Consider the following 15,588-nt stretch of genomic DNA (forward strand, 5'->3'; position numbering starts at 1 on the left):
TGTCGGCGACACCTCCGGCCCGCTGGGCATTGTTCTCGTTGATGCTGGTGCGCGAGATGTGCAGGCTGCCGTCCATGTGGAGGACGCGGAGAGGTGCCCTCCCCCAACAGCGGAAGGGCACCCCCAAGGACGGTCAGCGGTGGTTGTAGCGGTCGTGACCCCAGCGGCTGTCGCGGTGGTGGCCCCAGCGGCCGTCACGGTCGTGACCCCAGCGGCTGTCGCGGTGGTGACCCCAGCGGCCATCGCGGTGGTGACCCCAGCGGCTGTCGCGGTGGTGGCCCCAGCGGCCGTCACGGTCGCCACGGTGGTGACCCCAGCGGCCGTCGTGGTCGCCGCGCCTGTAGTTGTCACCGTGGCCGTCACCACGGTCGTGCGCGGCATGAGATGCCACCGGAGGCGCGGCGGCGGCGCTGGCGCCAGTGGCGCCGCCCACCAGGATGGCGCCCGCGACGCCCAGCGCGGCGACAAAACGGGAAACCTGCATTCCATGCTCCTTTCACGGCAGGTGCCTCATGCGCCTGCCTGGGTCGGACATATGCATGTTGACGTCCGCAATGCGCCGTTACGTCCGACTCGCCATCAAAGGCGCCTTATGTAGCGAAAAATCGTTGAATCGGGAACCGACGCCTGGCGTGTCGGCGTCACGCGCGCGCGTCACGGATGGCTCCCCCGTCCATCAGGGTGAATTTGCGCCTCACGATCCCGCCGAGTCCGCGCTCCCGTACGACCCGCTTCTCCGCGAGTACCTCCACCAGCAGCAACCCCCACCCCGCCGCCGCTCACTGCGAGATCGCCTACGAGATCCCCATCAACCGAGATCAGCCCCTGAACGCCCTGCCAGAGAATTGGGTCGGGTTCAGTTCTCGGCGATACGGCAGGCGTTGGCCACGAGGCTCCGAGGCAGCCCTTGCCCCGCGCACGCGTAAATGGTCTCCGAGCCGGCCGTCCACTCACACGTTGAAGACCGAACTCCACAGGGGTCCCTGTCAGTCGCGCCTCGTACAGCCACCGAGCCGCACAACCTTGAGGGCTTCTCGTGGGTCCAGTGGGGCGACTGAGCTTCAAGTGCTGTCGCTCCAGTCGCTCCGCGGTCCCTGCAGTCCTCGTCCTTCCGTCAAGGAGTTCCGTTGCGCAGAGCAGCCACGGCAGCCGCCGCCGTGCTCGCACCTCTCATCGCCTTCGCCCTCACCTCGACGACGGCTTCCGCCACCAGCCCTTACAAGGGGGCCAACACCGCGGCCGTCCAGGACGACTTCAACGGTGACGGCTACCGGGACCTGGCTGTCGGCGCGCCCTACGCCGCCAATGGCAGCGTGGAGGAAGCCGGTGCCGTCGTCGTCCTGTACGGGTCGGCCTCATCCGTGAGCACCACGCACCGGACGCTCGTCACGCAGGCCACCTCCGGTGTCCCCGGCGCCCCCGAGGAATGGGACGCCTTCGGCGCGACGGTCGCCAGCGCCGATCTGGATCGGGACGGGTACGCGGATCTGATCGTCGGCACCCCGAGGGAGCAGGTCGGCGACAAGGAGTCCCGGGGCTCTGCGACCGTCGTATGGGGTGGGCCCAGCGGGCTGACGGGCGGTGCGACCATCTCTCCGCCGGCCGGATACGGGGACGGCCGCACGTACTGCGGCTTCGGGAACTCCCTGGCCACAGGCGACATGAACGGGGACGGCGCCCCGGAGGTGACCATCGGCTCGCGCTGCGAGGGCGCCTCCTACACCGGCCCCTTCACTCGCACCGGAAAGGCCGCCTCCAACTACCGGGAAAGCCGCCTCGGCGAGACCCGTGGCGTGGTGATGGGAGATGTGAACGGCGACGGCAGAGCGGAGCGTTTCTGGCTGGTCGGGCCCGCGGACGACGACCTTCGTGGACCTGTGTACGCCGACAACGGTCCTCCGACCGACGACTATCTCGCCAATTGGCCCACCGAACTTCCCCACGCCGACGGCCACGCCGGCCAGATCGGTGACATCAACGGTGACGGCTACGGCGACCTCGTCACGGGTGTCGCGGATGACGATTCCCTTATGAACGCGACCGGCGCGGCGCACCGCGGTGGCGAGATCCAGGTCCTCTACGGCAGCGCGCAGGGCATCACTGTCGACCAGCAGCCACAGGTCTTCCACCAGGGCACGGCCGGAGTCCCGGGAACAGCCGAGGACGGCGACCAGTTCGGACAGTCGCTCAGCGTCGGTGACGTCAACGCCGACGGGTACGCCGACGTCCTCGTCGGCTCTCCCGGTGAGGCGGTCGGCACGCTCAAATCGGCAGGCACGGCCGTTTTGCTGCGTGGCTCCGCCTCCGGCCTGACCGCGACCAAGGCGGTCGGGTACACCCAGAGCACGGCTGATGTACCCGGTGCCGCAGAGGCCGGCGACTGGTTCGGCGCGACCGTCCACCTCGCCGACCTCAATAAGGACGGCAAGGCCGAGACGGTCGTCGGCGTACCCACGGAGAACAGCGACGGTTGCCTGTGGACCGCCCGCGGCTCGGCCTCCGGCCCGGTCCTGAGCGGTTCGCTCAACCTCTGCGGCAAGAGCGCAGGAATCACCGTCCGCAATACCAAGGGCTACTTCGGAGCCGCCCTGCCGAGCCCTCACGTCTCCAACTAGGCAGGGCGCGCACAACCACCCTGGCACCTAGGCCCCGCACCACAGCGATCACCCCAGCTTCCCGAGCTGAGAGTGCGAGTTCGATTCTCGTCACCCGCTCCACAAAAGAGGCCCAGGTCATCGACCTGGGCCTCTTTTGAGGCACTACGGAAGATTCAGTGGCGGCAAGACCTCTGCCCCTGGTGGACCCCGGATTTGAAGCCGTCCTTGAAGCCGCGCCGGTAGTCCTGCTGGGCGTTCTTGTGGTGGACGGCAGAGGCTCGTTTGCCGTCCACATGCCCGTTCTTCCCGTTGTCCTGCCTGTTGCTGTTGTGCCCGTTCCCGTGCCTGCAGTTGTTCTGCCCCTGACGGAGCCCGGATTTGAAGCCGTCCTTGAAGCCGCGCCGGTAGTCCCGGTCCGACTTGGGAACCTTGACGCTTGCACTTGTACTGACGTGGGTCTCGCTCGGTGTGGCCGCGGAAGCCTGCGTCCAGCCGACGGGCGCGAGGCCAATGGATGCGGCGATGAAGACCGAGCTCAGAATGACCCTTTTCCTCTTCATTGCGAGCATAACTATCCCCTTGGACTAGTTACTCACATAAGTTCTATTTCACTGTAGCCGCCCCTATGGGCGTCGCAACTGCACCTGCCATGCACGCTCCGTGCCCGGTCCAGCCGCGCGTCATCGCCCGGCCCGGTCGAGTTCTTCGTCCAGGGCCAGCGCAGCGGTGATCAGGGCGAGGTGGGTGAACGCCTGGGGGAAGTTGCCCAGTTGCTCACCGGTGGGGCCGATCTCCTCGGAGAAGAGGCCGACGTGGTTGGCGTAGGTGAGCATCTTGTCGAAGGCGTACCTGGCCTGGCCGAGGCGGCCGGCGCGGGCGAGGGCGTCGACGTAGAAGAAGCTGCACAGCGAGAAGGTGCCTTCGCTGCCGCGCAGGCCGTCGGGGGAAGCGGCGGGGTCGTAGCGGTAGACCAGGCTGTCGGAGACCAGCTCGGTGTCCATGGCGTCGAGTGTGGAGAGCCAGCGCGGATCCCGTGGTGTGACGAAGCGGACCCCCGGCATCAGCAGGAGCGAGGCGTCGAGGACGTCGCTGCCGTAATGCTGGACGAACGCCCGCCGCTTCTCGCTCCAGCCGCGGTCCATGATCTGCCGGAGGATGGTGTCGCGGGCGGCGGTCCACGCGGTCAGGTCGGCGGGCCGGGCCAGCTCCTGCGCGACCCGGATGCCCCGGTCGAAGGCCGTCCAGCACATCAGCCGGCTGTAGGTGAAGTCCTTTCGGCCGCCGCGCGTCTCCCAGATGCCCTCGTCCGGGCGGTCCCAGTTCTGCGCCAGCCAGTCGAGTACGTCGGAGACTCCGAGCCAGCCGTCGTACCCCATGACGTGGGCGAGGTCATCGGTGTGGGTGAGGGCATAGACCGCTTCGCCGTAGATATCCAGCTGGAGTTGGCAGGCGGCGCCGTTGCCGATGCGGACGGGGGCTGAGCCGCGATAGCCCTCCAGGTGGTCCAGGGTCTCCTCGGCCAGGTGCGGGTCGCCGTCGATGCGGTACATGATCTGGAGCGGCTCACCGGTGACCGTGCGGTCCGGGCCCTCGAGCAGCCGGCCGGCGAGCCAGCGCCGGAAGGCGTGCGCCTCCTCGGTGAAGCCCAGTCCGAAGAGGGCGTGCAGGGAGAGGGAGGCGTCGCGGACCCAGGTGTAGCGGTAGTCCCAGTTCCGTTCACCGCCGAGCTGCTCGGGCAGGCCCGCCGTCGCGGCGGCGACCGGAGCACCGGTGGGAGCGTAGGTGAGCAGCTTGAGCGTGATCGCCGACCTGTGGACCGTCTGCTGCCAGCGGCCCCGGTAGCGGCTGCGGCTGATCCACCGGTACCAGAACGCGCAGGTCGCGTCGAACTCCTCTTTCAGGCGCTCGCGGGTCGGGGGCGGGGGCGCCTCGCCGCCCGTCGCGTACACCGTCAGCACGGCGGCCGCCATTTGCTCCTGCTCCAGCTCGACGACGGCCCGGACGGCCTCACCGTCCCGCTCCAGCTCCACCGGTCCCAGGGTCTGGAGGTGGGCGTCGGTGCCGGGGCCCGCGAAGTGCGCAGCGCCCTCGTCCAGGGTGAGCCGGTGGACCGCACGGGCGTAGTCGAAGCGGGGGCTGCAGGTCAGCGCGAAGCGGATCCGGCCACGCGTCACCCGCATCACCCTGATGAGCCGGTGACGGTCGGTGGCGGTCTCCGGGCGGTCCAGCGGCATGAAGTCGACGACTTCGCCGACTCCGTGCGGGGTGAGGAAGCGGGTGATGAGGACGGCGGTGTCGGCCAGGTACAGCTGGCGCGTGGTCACGTCCGGACCCTCCACGGTGATCGCGAAGTGACCGCCGCGGTCGTGGTCGAGGAGGGACGCGAAGAGGCTGGGCGAGTCGAATCGGGGCGCACAGAACCAGTCGACCACGCCGTCGGAGGAGACGAGGGCCGCGGTCTGGAGGTCTCCGACCATTCCGTGGTCCGCGATGGGCGGGTAGCGCCGCATGGTGATCCCTTCCGGTCCGGTCACTGACCGGCGGATGCTCAGCCGACCTGCTTCGACCTTCCGCGCCGTGCGCCGGACCGGCCACGCCGGTTGAGCTGTTCGGGTGCCATGGGCTCATGCGACGGGGGCCGCGCACGCCTCCCTTTCCCGCTGCCGAATACAAGCTGGATGCAAGAGGATCGGGCACAGGGTCGAGGAACGAAGGAGGGGGGTCGCTGTGGTGGAACGGTCTCCGGCCGCGCAGTCGCTGCGTCGCTCGTACGTCACCGCTGACGGGTGCCGGTTCGACGTCATCGAGATGTCGGTCGAGCATCATGCGGACCGCAGCGCGACATTGACGTACTGGCTGACTGTGGGCTGCCCGGGGCACCCGGATGAGCACTGGGTGGTCGCTCTGCCCTGGGGGGACAAGTCCTGGGCGGATGTGCTCACTTCGCCCGCGTCGCCCCCGCCCGACCGGCTGCGGCAGCTCGTACACCTCGTCCGTGCCCATCTGGAGGAGTGGTGGGACACGAAGGGACACAACCGGCGGTCGGCGAGGATGGGGCGGCGGATCGCCTGATCCCGCGCCCGACGCCAGGCGTATGTGCGTGACGGGTCCGGGGCGCTGATGCGGTCAATGCGGTCCGGGACGCTGGTGCGGTCCGGGACTCTTCCGTCACAGGAATCACAGGCGTCACACATCTTCGCAAGAGCATCACATCGTGCCCGCATTGCCTTCGGAAAGCGTCGATAGCGTTGCAGGCCGCTCGATCTCGCGTACGAACGTGACCAAATGCCCGGCGTCCCGGCGGCGCAGTCAGCCACAGAAAGATCGAAGATGGACTACTGCTCCTCATGCCGTCGGACCCTCAACGGAGCGCTGGTGTGCCCGGGTTGCGGCGCGTACGCCCCCGACATAGCCCCGCCCGCGACGACGTCGTTCTCGTCGCGTTCGTCGGTCTCGTCGCAGTCGGCTTCCCCGGCCTCCTCGTCGTTCTTCGGGGTATCGCCCGCCGACGACCTTGGCCACAGGGGCGGCTCTGCCGGTGCCGCCGACTCGTTCGACGACTTCGACGCCTTCTCCGCCGCCAAGGCCTTCGACCTGGACGACACGGGCGGTGAGGCCGCCGCCGCTGCGGTCGATGTCTCCGCGCCCTTGGCCGCTTCGCGGGGTGGCCGCGCCGCCCGGCGGCGGAAGCTGGCGCAGTGGAAGAAGAACAAGCGCCGCGCCGTCGCCGCGACCGCCGTCGCCATCGTCGGTGGCGGGCTCACGATCGCCGCGCTGCCGAACGACGCCTCTCCCGACCGCACCCACGCCTCCGCGGCCCCGGACCCGGTGACCACCTCACCGGCCCTGGCCAACACGGACTCCTCGACGGACACGCCGGACGACCGCGCCTCGCGGAGCGGCGGCGACCGCGCGCACAAGGCCACCGGCCCGCGCCACGCCCGCCCGGCCAACGCGCCTACGCCGGCCGCGACCGCCGCGCCGACCGGAGCCCCGCGCCACGCCGCCCCGGCCCGGAGCGCCGCGCCGCACACCACCTCCGCGCCGGCCGCCGCCGCGCACACCGCCGCTCCTGCCCCGCAGACCTCCTCGCCCGCACCGGCCCACCAGTCCGGCAGCGGTACGAGTACGGGTTCCGGCTCGGGTACGGGTTCCGGCTCGGGTACGGGTTCCGGCTCGGGTACGGGTTCGGGGTCGTCCGGCGGGGACCAGGCGACGACGCCCGCGCCCGCCCCCTCCACGGCGTCACCCGAGCCCATCTGCGTGCTCGGCCTTCTCTGCATCAGCTGAGCATCGCCGCAACGACCGAGGCCCGGCCCGGGGTTCTGACCCCCGGGCCGGGCCTTCGCACGAACCGACGTAAACGACTCCTCAGGCGCCGCTCTCGGACTCCCACAGGGTCTCCAGCGCCCTGGTGGGCCCGCCCAGCGAGCGCACATGCTCCAGCGCGGCACCCACGAACGCCCGCAGCCGGCCCGTCTCGTGGTCGGTGGGCCAGATGAACGCGTACTCGATGCGGGGGGCATCACTGAACGGCCGGAACACCAGGCCGGGGCGTGCGTAGTACCGCACGCCCGCCGCAGCGACCGGCGTCACCCCCTTGCCCGCGAGGACCAGCGACAGCGCGTCCTCCCAGTGCGTGATCGCCTGGCCGTGCGGAATGGGCCGCCCCGACGGCGTCTGCCGCGGGAAGTGATGGTCCAGCCAGTGGGCCGGCACCGGCCTCGTCACCGTCAGCAGCGTCGACTCCGCCAGATCCTCCACGCTCAGCGTCTCGCGCCGCGCGAACGGATGCGTGGACGGCATGAGCAGCATCCGCGGCTGCGACAGCAGCACCGGCCCTGTCGTCAAGTCGGCCTCCGCCACCGGGAGTTCGGTGACCTGGAGGTCGATGTCCCCGGCCCGCAGCGGCCCGTACGGGTCGGATATCTGCACCTGGCGTATCTGCACGTCCACGCCCGGATGACGGCGCGCGAACACCGCTGCGACGCTGTGCAGCAGATGGCCGGTGAACGCCCCCGAGAAGCCGATCCGCAGCGTGCCGGTGATCCCCCGGCCGGCCGCTGTGGCCTTGGCGATCTCCTCCTCGATACGGCGCTGGGCCGGGCCGATGCCGTCCCTCAGCTGCTCCCCGATGGCCGTCATCGTCACGCGCCGGCTGCTGCGCTCGAACAGCTTCGCGCCGATGCGGCGCTCGACCCGGGCGATGGTCTGGCTGACACGGCTCTGCGAGACACCCACACGTTCGGCGGTCCGGCCGAAGTGCAGTTCCTCCGCCAGCGTCAGAAAGATCTCGATCTCCTGGCGTTCCATGTCCTCCCCGTCCCCGGCCTCGTGCCCCTCGCCAACCCGCTCACCTCGAACTATGAGCCCGGCGAATCGATCGTTGCACAGATCGTTCTTGTTGCGCAGGTGCCCCGATTCGATGCTGGTCAGGCCCGATCGCTTACGAAAGGACCCCCCTGATGGCTGTCACCGAGTCCCCTCCGCCGACCGAGACCGACGTCCTCGCCCCGCCACCGCCGGTCGCCGATGTCGGCCCCGCCGACAGCTCGTTCAGCACGCGGGGGTTGCTGGTCCTGATCACGCTGTGCTGCGCGACGTTCATGTGCGGCCTGGACTTCTCCATCGTCACCGTGGCGCTGCCCGACATCGGCGGCAGCCTCGGCTTCTCCTCGCCCGGCACGCTCCAGTGGGTCGCCACCGCGAGCCTGCTGCCCTCCGCGAGCCTGCTGCCTCTGTTCGCCCGCGTCGCCGACCTGGTGGGCCGCAAGAAGCTCTTCACGTTCGGCGTCGCCCTGTTCACCCTGTTCTCGCTGGGCGCGGCCCTCGCCAACAGCCCCGGCGTCCTGATCGCCACCCGCGCCGGCCAGGGCACCGCCGCCGCGATGATCGCCCCCGCCGCCATCGCACTGATGACGGGCTACTTCCCCGAGGGCCCGCAGCGCGCCCGCGCCCTGGGCCTCAACGGCGCCGTCATGTCGCTCGGCTTCGTGCTCGGCGCGCTCGGCGGCGGCGTCATCACCAGCGACTTCAGCTGGCGCTGGACGATGGTCGTGCTGTGCGTCATGGGCGCCGTCGCCCTGGCCGGCGCGCTCGCGCTGCCCGTGATGCGGGAGTCCGCCGCCGCCAAGCGCATGGACATCCCCGGCGCGGTCCTCGCCACGCTCGGCCTGTTCGGTCTCGTCTTCGGCATCTCCAACGGCGGCGACAAGGGCTGGGTCCGTGCCGACTCGCTCGGCTCCGTCGTCGGCGGCCTCGTCCTGCTCGGCGCGTTCCTCGTGGTCGAGCGGCGCCACCCCGAGCCGCTGATCCCGCTCGGCGTCCTGGGCCGCCCCACCATCAAGTGGTCCGGCCTGTTCGGTGTCGTCACGTTCGGCATGTGCGCCGGCACGACCGTGCTGCTCAGTCTCTACATGCAGGACGTCCTCGGCTTCACCCCGCTCCAGGCCGGTCTGAGCTACCTCGGTGAGGGCGCGGCCGCGATGCTCGGCGGCATGTACGTCTCGAAGCTGCTCGGCCGGTTCGGCGGCGGGCGGGTCCTCACGGCCGGTCTGCTGATCCAGGGCGCCGGCACCGTCGCCATGTTCAGCCTGCCGCAGAGCGGCAGCATCGCGCCGCTCATCATCACGTCCTCGGTCATGGGCCTCGGCCACGTCTTCAGCGTCGTCTCCTTCATCACCGTCATGACCACGGGCGTCAGCGAGGAGGACCAGGGCGTTGTCGGTGGCCTGTCGCAGCTCCCGCAGTACGTCGCCGCGATCGGCGTGGCCGGGCTCAGCGCGATTGCTGCTGCCCGCACGCATGTCCTCTCGGGCGGGGCCGGTTCTGATGCGGGCGCCACGCTCGGGGGGTTGCACGCCGGAATGGTCACCGCGGGTGTCATCGCCCTGGTGGGCGGGGGCCTCGCGGCGGCTGTGCTGCGCAGGCGCGCCTAGCCGTTTCGCGGGGGCGGGAATGTGGTCGCGGGGAGCGTGTGTGCCGATTGCCTGATTCTCAGCGTGCGCGCTGCGGCTTCTCGCGCCCACGCGGCGGAGCCGCACATCGATACAGCCCCGCGTCCCTTTCAGGGGCGCTGCATCACCTAGGAGACCTACCGTGAACGACCGGCGACTGCGGCGGCCTTCGGCCGTGTGTTCTCTGCAGGTGGGTGAGCTGAAGGTCAGTTATGTGCCTGATGGCGCCATGCTGTTCAAGCCGCCTGGGCCACCTCGGGCGGGGGGCGGTGGCGCCTATCTCAATGACACCGCCCGTCTCGTCGCCAACACCGGTGGGCTGCTTGTCCAGTTCGACGGGCGGGCGCTGCTCATCGACGCGGGGTTCGGTCCGCACTCCGTGCCGGAGGACCCCGAGCACCCTTACATCGGCGCGGTGCACGGCGGTTCGCTGCTCGACAATCTGGCGCGGCTCGGTGTGCGGCCCGACGAGATAGAGGTCGTGGCCTTCACCCATCTGCACCGGGACCACATCGGCTGGGCGTGCACGGATCCGCCGGTCTTCACCGCTGCCACGTTCGCGGTGCCGAAGAGCGAGTGGGAGAACCGGCATCAGGCGACGGGGCCGACCACCGGGACGCCGGCCACGCTGGAGCGGCGGCTGCGGCTTGTCGTCCCTGGTGAGGAGATCTTCCCGGGCGTGCGGGCGCTGGCGCTGCCCGGCCACACCGCGGGCCACACCGGCTTCACCATCACCTCGCGGGGCCGCCGCCTGCTCGCGTTCGGGGACGCGCTGCACTCGCCGCTCCAGGTGCGCCACCCCGAGTGGTTCACGGTGTCGGAGGGCGACCCGGCCCAGTCGGAGCGCCACCGGCGCCGGCTGATCAGCGAACTGCAGCAGCCGGGCACCCTCGGCTTCGGCATCCACTTCGCGGACGTCGTCTTCGGCCAGGTCGTCCCGGACGGGGCGGGGGAGGGCGCCGACTGGCTTCCCGTGTGACGCCGCGCCCGGACCCGCAGAGGACAGGACCCGTGCAGGACAGGACCCGTTACGAGTCAGAACCCGTACGGGACGGGGCAGTACGCGCTTTCCCTCCGGGCCCGTGAACCTCTTGTCGCCCTCGGGCCCATCTGCTTGACTCCGCGCGCCAGCACTCCAACTCACCGGCGGAGGAAGCCATGGAGATCACCCGCAGACGCCTGCTGTCCGCCCTGTCAGCCGCCGGTCTTATGACGGTGGTCCCCACCGGTTGGGCGAGCGCCGCCGACGCGGCCGCGGACAGCGCGCGGCTCCTGGCCAACACCGTGGAGGTCTTCGCCGGGAGCGCCGAGTCCAACGCCCGGCCGGAGACCGCCGCGAAGCGCGCCGCGATCGACAAGGCCGCCCGCGCGAACCTGAACTCGATGGACGCGGCGGGCCCCGGTGAACTCTTCGCCGGGCTCGTGCTCGGCACCGACGAGGGCAGACTCAACACGGCGTACAAGCAGCTGTACGAGATCGCCCTCGCGACGCGCGCGCCGGGCGCGGCTCCCGACCTGTACGGCAACGCGACGGTGCAGCGCCGCGTCATCGACGGTCTCGCGTGGCTGCACGAGCGCTACTACGGCGACCAGTCCAAGGGCTACTACGGCAACTGGTTCTACTGGGAGATCGGCCTCTCCCAGTTCATCAGCAAGACCCTCGTCCTCCTCGCCGACGAGGTGAAGGCCCACCGCCCGGACCTCCTGCGCACCTACGTCGCCTCCATGGACGCGTACCTGCGCAACGGCACCGACGGCGACGTGAACCTCGACTCGCGCTTCCACACGGGCGCCAACCTCGCCGACATCACCACGAACCGCCTCCTCCAGGGCGCCCTCCTCATCGCGGACGGCGGCGGCGCACCCGACGGCGAGGCCCGTATCCGCAAGGCCCTCACCGACCAGCTCACGGTCTTCGCGACGATCGACCCGTACGCCCTCGACCACGGTGTCACGGACGGGTATTACGCCGACGGCTCGTTCATCCAGCACGCCTCCGTCGCCTACACCGGGTCGTACGGGAAGGGCCTGCTCACGCGGGTCGTGCAGACCCTCAAGATCCTCGACGGCACGGGCTTCGCGCACGGCGGGGAGCTGGTGCCGACCGTCGTGGGCTGGGTGCGCAACGGATTCGCGCCGCTCATCTTCGAGGGCTGGATGATGGAGATCGTCAAGGGCCGGGCGGTGTCCCGGCCGGACACCGGCTACACCGACGTCGCGATCGTCGTCGAGGCGGTCGTGGATCTGGCGTCACTCGCCGAGGACACCGCAGGCGCCGACGCCACGGCGCTGAAGAGCTACGTCAAACACATCCGGGCCACCTCGCGCGCCGCCCTCGACCCGTCGTCGTTCGTCTCCCCGGTGAGCATCACGCGTTTCGCGGACATCACCGGCGACGCGTCCGTCCCGGCCGAGGACCTCAACCCGGCGGCGCGCACGGTCGCGTTCAACTCCATGGACCGGACCGTGCACCGCAGGCCGGGCTACGCCTTCGCCCTCGCGCGCAGCTCGTCCCGCATCAGCAAGTACGAGTACATGAGCGGCGAGAACCTCATGCCGTGGTTCCAGGGCGACGGCGCGTACTACCTGTACCTGTCCGGCCAGGACCAGACGCAGGCGTACGGCGTCGACTACTTCACGACGGTCTCGCCGTACGCCCTGTCCGGCGTCACCGCGCCGGTCGAGGAGCGCCGCACGGTCCCCGAGCTCTACGGGAAGCCGTACTACGACAACCCGGGCCACCCACTGAACTTCACGTCGTCGTCCGAGTCGCAGAACCGATACGTCTACTTCCCGTGCGGCACCGGCCCGCACTCGGGCGGCGCCGTGCTCGGCGCGTACGGCGCGGCCGCCATGGTGCAGTCGGACGACGTCCCCTACCGGGACAAGCAGAAGGGCATCCTGCCCGACGACTTCGTGGTCTACCGCAACGCGACGTCCACGAAGTCGTGGTTCCTCTTCGACGACGAGATCGTGGTCCTCGCGGCCGGTGTCGGCGACGCGGCCGGGCGGGCCGTGACGACGACCGTCGACTCCCGCACGGCCGCCCCTGACGACCTGACCACGGTCACCGGAGCGCTGCGTGACGGCCGCCCGTGGTCCGGCCCGGGCACCGGCGACCTGCACTGGCTGCGCTACGCCAACACGACCCGCGGCACGTCGCTCGGCTATGTCTTCCTCGACACCCCGCGCGTGCGGGTCTCCCTCGACGAGGTCACCCGCAGCCGCCGCGTGGTCCGCACCTCGAACCCGGACACGGCGGTGACCCGCGAGGTCCTCGGCGTGACGGTCGACCATGCGGCGGGGGACGAACCCGCTTGCCTGGCCTACGCGTTGGTGCCCGACGCGGCGGCGGCCGCCCTGCGCTCGTACACCCGCCACGACGGGCCCCTGACCGTCCACGCGAACACACCGCGCCTCCAGGCCGTCACCCACAATGGCCTCGGTCTGACCGCCGCCAACACCTTCACGCCCGGCCGGCACGAGACCGCGGGCCTGCGCGTCGAGGGCCCGGCGTCGGTGCTCGTCCGGCGCGGGCGGCGCCACGGCGACCCGACCGCCGTCGCGGTCGCGGACCCGACGACACAGCGCGACACCGTGAGCGTCCTGCTCCACGGACGCCCCCTGAGCAGAGTCACCGCGGACCCGCAGGTGCGGGTGACCCGCGTCCCCGGCGGCACCCGCCTGGACGTGGACACCCGCCACGCGTACGGGCGGAGCTTCACGGTGACGCTGCGCTAGGGGCTTTCGTGTGGATCAGGCCGGGCCCCGCGAGCCCGGCGTGATCCGAACGAGAGGCCCTGGAGGGGGTTGTCACGCTGCCGGGACCCGGTCCAGGAACCCCTGCACCGTACGGATCCGGCCGTCCTTGGCCAGCGAGATCACGTCGGACCCCGCGACGGGCGCGGAGCCGTCCGCGGTGGACACCAGCTCCCAGGTGAACCGGGCGACGTCGTGGTGCCCGTCGACCGTGCCGGTCCGCCGGAACGCGAACCCGGGGAACTGTTCGCGGGCCGCGGCGATCACGGCGGCGATGCCCTCGTGCCCCGCCACGTCGGCCAGGGGGTCGGTGTAGCTGCCGTCCTCGCTCCACGCGGCGGCGACGGCCTCGGCGCGGGCGTCGGCGCCCTCGGCGTTCCATGCCTCGAAGTAGCGGGTGACTGCGGCTTCGTGAACGGAGATGACGGACATACGAATCGGCCTCCAGCCAGGTCGGATGAGGGTCCGGAGCCCGGGAGGAGTGCGCCGCCCGGGTTCCGGATGCCTTCAGCCTGCCGGGCGGGCGGACCGGGGTCGATTACGCCGGAGGTAATGCCGGGAGCGGCCCGGTTCACCCATGCTGTGGTCGGACAGAACCAGATGTGTTGTTCATCGTCAGTGCTCGGGAGGCCAGGATGTTCGTCCCGTTCGGGGCCCTTGATTTTCTGGAACGTGCCGCCACCGTCTACGGAGACCGGATCGGTGTGGTCGACGAGCCGGTCCAGCCGGCCGAACCCTGGGAGGACCTCACCTACCGTCGGGTCGCCGAGCTGGCACGGGCCCAGGCAGCAGGGCTCGACGCGCTCGGGGTGCCGCTCGGCGCTCGCGTCGCGGTCGTGTCGCCGAACAGCGCGCGGCTGCTGACGTCGTTCTTCGGGGTGAGCGGCTACGGCCGCGTCCTCGTGCCGGTCAACTTCCGCCTCACCGCGGAGGAGGTGAGCTACGTGGTCTCGCACTCGGGCGCGGACGTCCTCCTCGTGGACCCCGAACTGACCGACCGCCTGGCCCAAGTCCCCGCCAAGCACCGCTTCACCATCGGAGCGGCCGCCGACTCCGAGCTCTACCGCTTCGACGCGGACCCCGGCGACTGGACGCCCGACGAGAACGCCACCGCCACGATCAACTACACGAGCGGCACGACCGCCCGGCCCAAGGGCGTCCAGATCACCCACCGCAACATCTGGGTCAACGCTGTCACCTTCGCCCTGCACGCGGGCGTCACCGACCGGGATGTCTATCTGCACACGCTGCCGATGTTCCACGCCAACGGCTGGGGCATGCCGTTCGCCATGTCCGCGCTCGGCGTGCGCCAGATCGCGCTGCGCAAGGTCGACGGCGCCGAGATCCTGCGCCGCGTCGCCGAGCACGGCGTGACCGTGATGTGCGCCGCGCCCGCCGTCGTCAACGCCGTCCTCGACGCCGCGCGCTCCTGGAAGGGCGCGATCCCGGGGCGCGACCGGGTCCGCATCATCGTCGCCGGGGCGCCGCCGCCCACGCGCACGGTGGCCCGCGTCGAGTCCGAACTCGGCTGGGAGTTCATCCAGATCTACGGCCTCACGGAGACGTCGCCGCTGCTCACGGTCAATCGCGGGCGCGCCGAGTGGGACGAGCTGGACGCCTCCGAGCGCGCCGAGAAGCTCGTACGGGCCGGGGCGCCCGCGCTCGGCGTGACGCTGCGCACCGACGAGGAGGGCGAGGTGCTCGCCCGCTCGAACGTGATCCTGGAGGGCTACTGGGAGCAGCCCGAGGAGAGCGCGAAGGCCCTCGCGGGCGGCTGGTTCCACACGGGCGACGGCGGTGCGGTCGGCGAGGACGGCTACCTGACGATCAGCGACCGCAAGAAGGACGTGATCATCACGGGCGGCGAGAACGTCTCGTCGATCGAGGTGGAGGACGCCCTCTTCAGCCACTCCGGCGTCGCGGAGGTCGCCGTCATCGGCGTCCCGCACGAGAAGTGGGGCGAGACGATCAAGGCCCTGGTCGTCCTGTCCCCCGACGCGACGGTCACAGAGGACGAACTGATCCGCCACTGCAAGGCGCGCCTGGCCGGCTTCAAGGCCCCCACATCGGTGGAATTCCGCGAAGAACTGGCCCGCACAGCAACCGGCAAACTCCAGAAGTACAAGCTGCGGGCGCCGTATTGGGAGGGCCGGGACCGGGGGGTGAACTGAGCCGCCCGCCCGGGGTGCACTCGGCGGGCAGGGCGGTGCCGGGCCCATCGCCAACGGCTGCCTTCCGCAGCAGAGACGGCCCGGCGGTGGCTGGTGCGTGCGATC

The 15,588-nt window shown here is 70.6% G+C and carries 12 protein-coding genes; 7 read left to right on the forward strand and 5 right to left on the reverse strand.

Annotation, left to right across the window (positions count from 1 at the left end):
• Window positions 1-133 precede the first annotated feature (133 nt).
• On the reverse strand, window positions 134-484 hold the full coding sequence (locus tag CG723_RS28990; RefSeq protein WP_199841930.1) for a hypothetical protein: 351 nt from the start codon (window positions 482-484) through the stop codon (window positions 134-136).
• A 643-nt stretch (window positions 485-1,127) separates the two neighbouring features.
• Between CG723_RS28990 and CG723_RS28995 the strand changes: the two genes are divergently transcribed.
• Window positions 1,128-2,615, forward strand: coding sequence for an FG-GAP-like repeat-containing protein (locus CG723_RS28995; protein WP_100596442.1), 1,488 nt, complete (start codon window positions 1,128-1,130; stop codon window positions 2,613-2,615).
• A gap of 155 nt (window positions 2,616-2,770) precedes the next feature.
• On the opposite strand, the gene CG723_RS29000 is transcribed toward CG723_RS28995, so the two are convergent.
• Entirely contained in the window at window positions 2,771-3,166 is a 396-nt protein-coding gene (locus CG723_RS29000; RefSeq protein WP_100596443.1) for a hypothetical protein, read from the reverse strand.
• 111 nt (window positions 3,167-3,277) lie between these two features.
• Window positions 3,278-5,107, reverse strand: coding sequence for a glycoside hydrolase family 15 protein (locus tag CG723_RS29005; RefSeq protein WP_100596444.1), 1,830 nt, complete (start codon window positions 5,105-5,107; stop codon window positions 3,278-3,280).
• 217 nt (window positions 5,108-5,324) lie between these two features.
• Between CG723_RS29005 and CG723_RS29010 the strand changes: the two genes are divergently transcribed.
• Window positions 5,325-5,669 carry a hypothetical protein gene (locus CG723_RS29010; protein ID WP_100596445.1) on the forward strand — a complete coding sequence of 115 codons (345 nt, stop codon included), beginning with the start codon at window positions 5,325-5,327 and terminating at the stop codon, window positions 5,667-5,669.
• Window positions 5,670-5,927: 258 nt separating this feature from the next.
• The gene (locus CG723_RS29015; RefSeq protein WP_442802599.1) at window positions 5,928-6,887 is read left to right on the forward strand and encodes an SCO2400 family protein; all 960 of its coding nucleotides are present in this window, start codon (window positions 5,928-5,930) and stop codon (window positions 6,885-6,887) included.
• Window positions 6,888-6,968: 81 nt separating this feature from the next.
• Here the strand turns inward: CG723_RS29015 and CG723_RS29020 are convergent, their stop codons facing one another.
• Window positions 6,969-7,910, reverse strand: coding sequence for a LysR family transcriptional regulator (locus tag CG723_RS29020; RefSeq protein WP_100596447.1), 942 nt, complete (start codon window positions 7,908-7,910; stop codon window positions 6,969-6,971).
• 152 nt (window positions 7,911-8,062) lie between these two features.
• On the opposite strand from CG723_RS29020, the gene CG723_RS29025 reads away from it, so the two are divergent.
• The 3 genes from CG723_RS29025 (at window position 8,063) to CG723_RS29035 (ending at window position 13,294) form a co-directional block, all read left to right on the forward strand.
• Window positions 8,063-9,535, forward strand: coding sequence for an MFS transporter (locus CG723_RS29025; RefSeq protein WP_100596448.1), 1,473 nt, complete (start codon window positions 8,063-8,065; stop codon window positions 9,533-9,535).
• A gap of 160 nt (window positions 9,536-9,695) precedes the next feature.
• On the forward strand, window positions 9,696-10,532 hold the full coding sequence (locus tag CG723_RS29030) for an MBL fold metallo-hydrolase (RefSeq protein WP_234374572.1): 837 nt from the start codon (window positions 9,696-9,698) through the stop codon (window positions 10,530-10,532).
• Between the two features lie 179 nt (window positions 10,533-10,711).
• The gene (locus CG723_RS29035; RefSeq protein ID WP_100596449.1) at window positions 10,712-13,294 is read left to right on the forward strand and encodes a polysaccharide lyase family 8 super-sandwich domain-containing protein; all 2,583 of its coding nucleotides are present in this window, start codon (window positions 10,712-10,714) and stop codon (window positions 13,292-13,294) included.
• Window positions 13,295-13,366: 72 nt separating this feature from the next.
• Here CG723_RS29035 and CG723_RS29040 read toward each other — a convergent pair whose 3' ends face one another.
• Window positions 13,367-13,744: a nuclear transport factor 2 family protein gene (locus tag CG723_RS29040; protein ID WP_100596450.1), complete on the reverse strand. Its 378-nt coding sequence runs from the start codon at window positions 13,742-13,744 to the stop codon at window positions 13,367-13,369.
• A 203-nt stretch (window positions 13,745-13,947) separates the two neighbouring features.
• Here CG723_RS29040 and CG723_RS29045 point away from each other — a divergent pair, with 203 nt between their 5' ends.
• Window positions 13,948-15,483, forward strand: coding sequence for an AMP-binding protein (locus CG723_RS29045; RefSeq protein ID WP_100596451.1), 1,536 nt, complete (start codon window positions 13,948-13,950; stop codon window positions 15,481-15,483).
• The last annotated feature ends 105 nt before the right edge of the window (window positions 15,484-15,588 follow it).

Source organism: Streptomyces sp. CB01635, from assembly GCF_002803065.1.
Lineage (GTDB): Bacteria > Actinomycetota > Actinomycetes > Streptomycetales > Streptomycetaceae > Streptomyces.

Bases quoted from the DNA above. Each gene is read 5' to 3' on its own strand.
- CG723_RS29040 (WP_100596450.1), bottom strand. From the start codon at position 13,744: ATGTCCGTCATCTCCGTTCACGAAGCCGCAGTCACCCGCTACTTCGAG.
- CG723_RS29035 (WP_100596449.1), top strand. From the start codon at position 10,712: ATGGAGATCACCCGCAGACGCCTGCTGTCCGCCCTGTCAGCCGCCGGT.
- CG723_RS29015 (WP_442802599.1), top strand. From the start codon at position 5,928: ATGGACTACTGCTCCTCATGCCGTCGGACCCTCAACGGAGCGCTGGTG.
- CG723_RS28990 (WP_199841930.1), bottom strand. From the start codon at position 484: ATGCAGGTTTCCCGTTTTGTCGCCGCGCTGGGCGTCGCGGGCGCCATC.
- CG723_RS29025 (WP_100596448.1), top strand. From the start codon at position 8,063: ATGGCTGTCACCGAGTCCCCTCCGCCGACCGAGACCGACGTCCTCGCC.
- CG723_RS29000 (WP_100596443.1), bottom strand. From the start codon at position 3,166: ATGCTCGCAATGAAGAGGAAAAGGGTCATTCTGAGCTCGGTCTTCATC.
- CG723_RS29020 (WP_100596447.1), bottom strand. From the start codon at position 7,910: ATGGAACGCCAGGAGATCGAGATCTTTCTGACGCTGGCGGAGGAACTG.
- CG723_RS29045 (WP_100596451.1), top strand. From the start codon at position 13,948: ATGTTCGTCCCGTTCGGGGCCCTTGATTTTCTGGAACGTGCCGCCACC.
- CG723_RS29005 (WP_100596444.1), bottom strand. From the start codon at position 5,107: ATGCGGCGCTACCCGCCCATCGCGGACCACGGAATGGTCGGAGACCTC.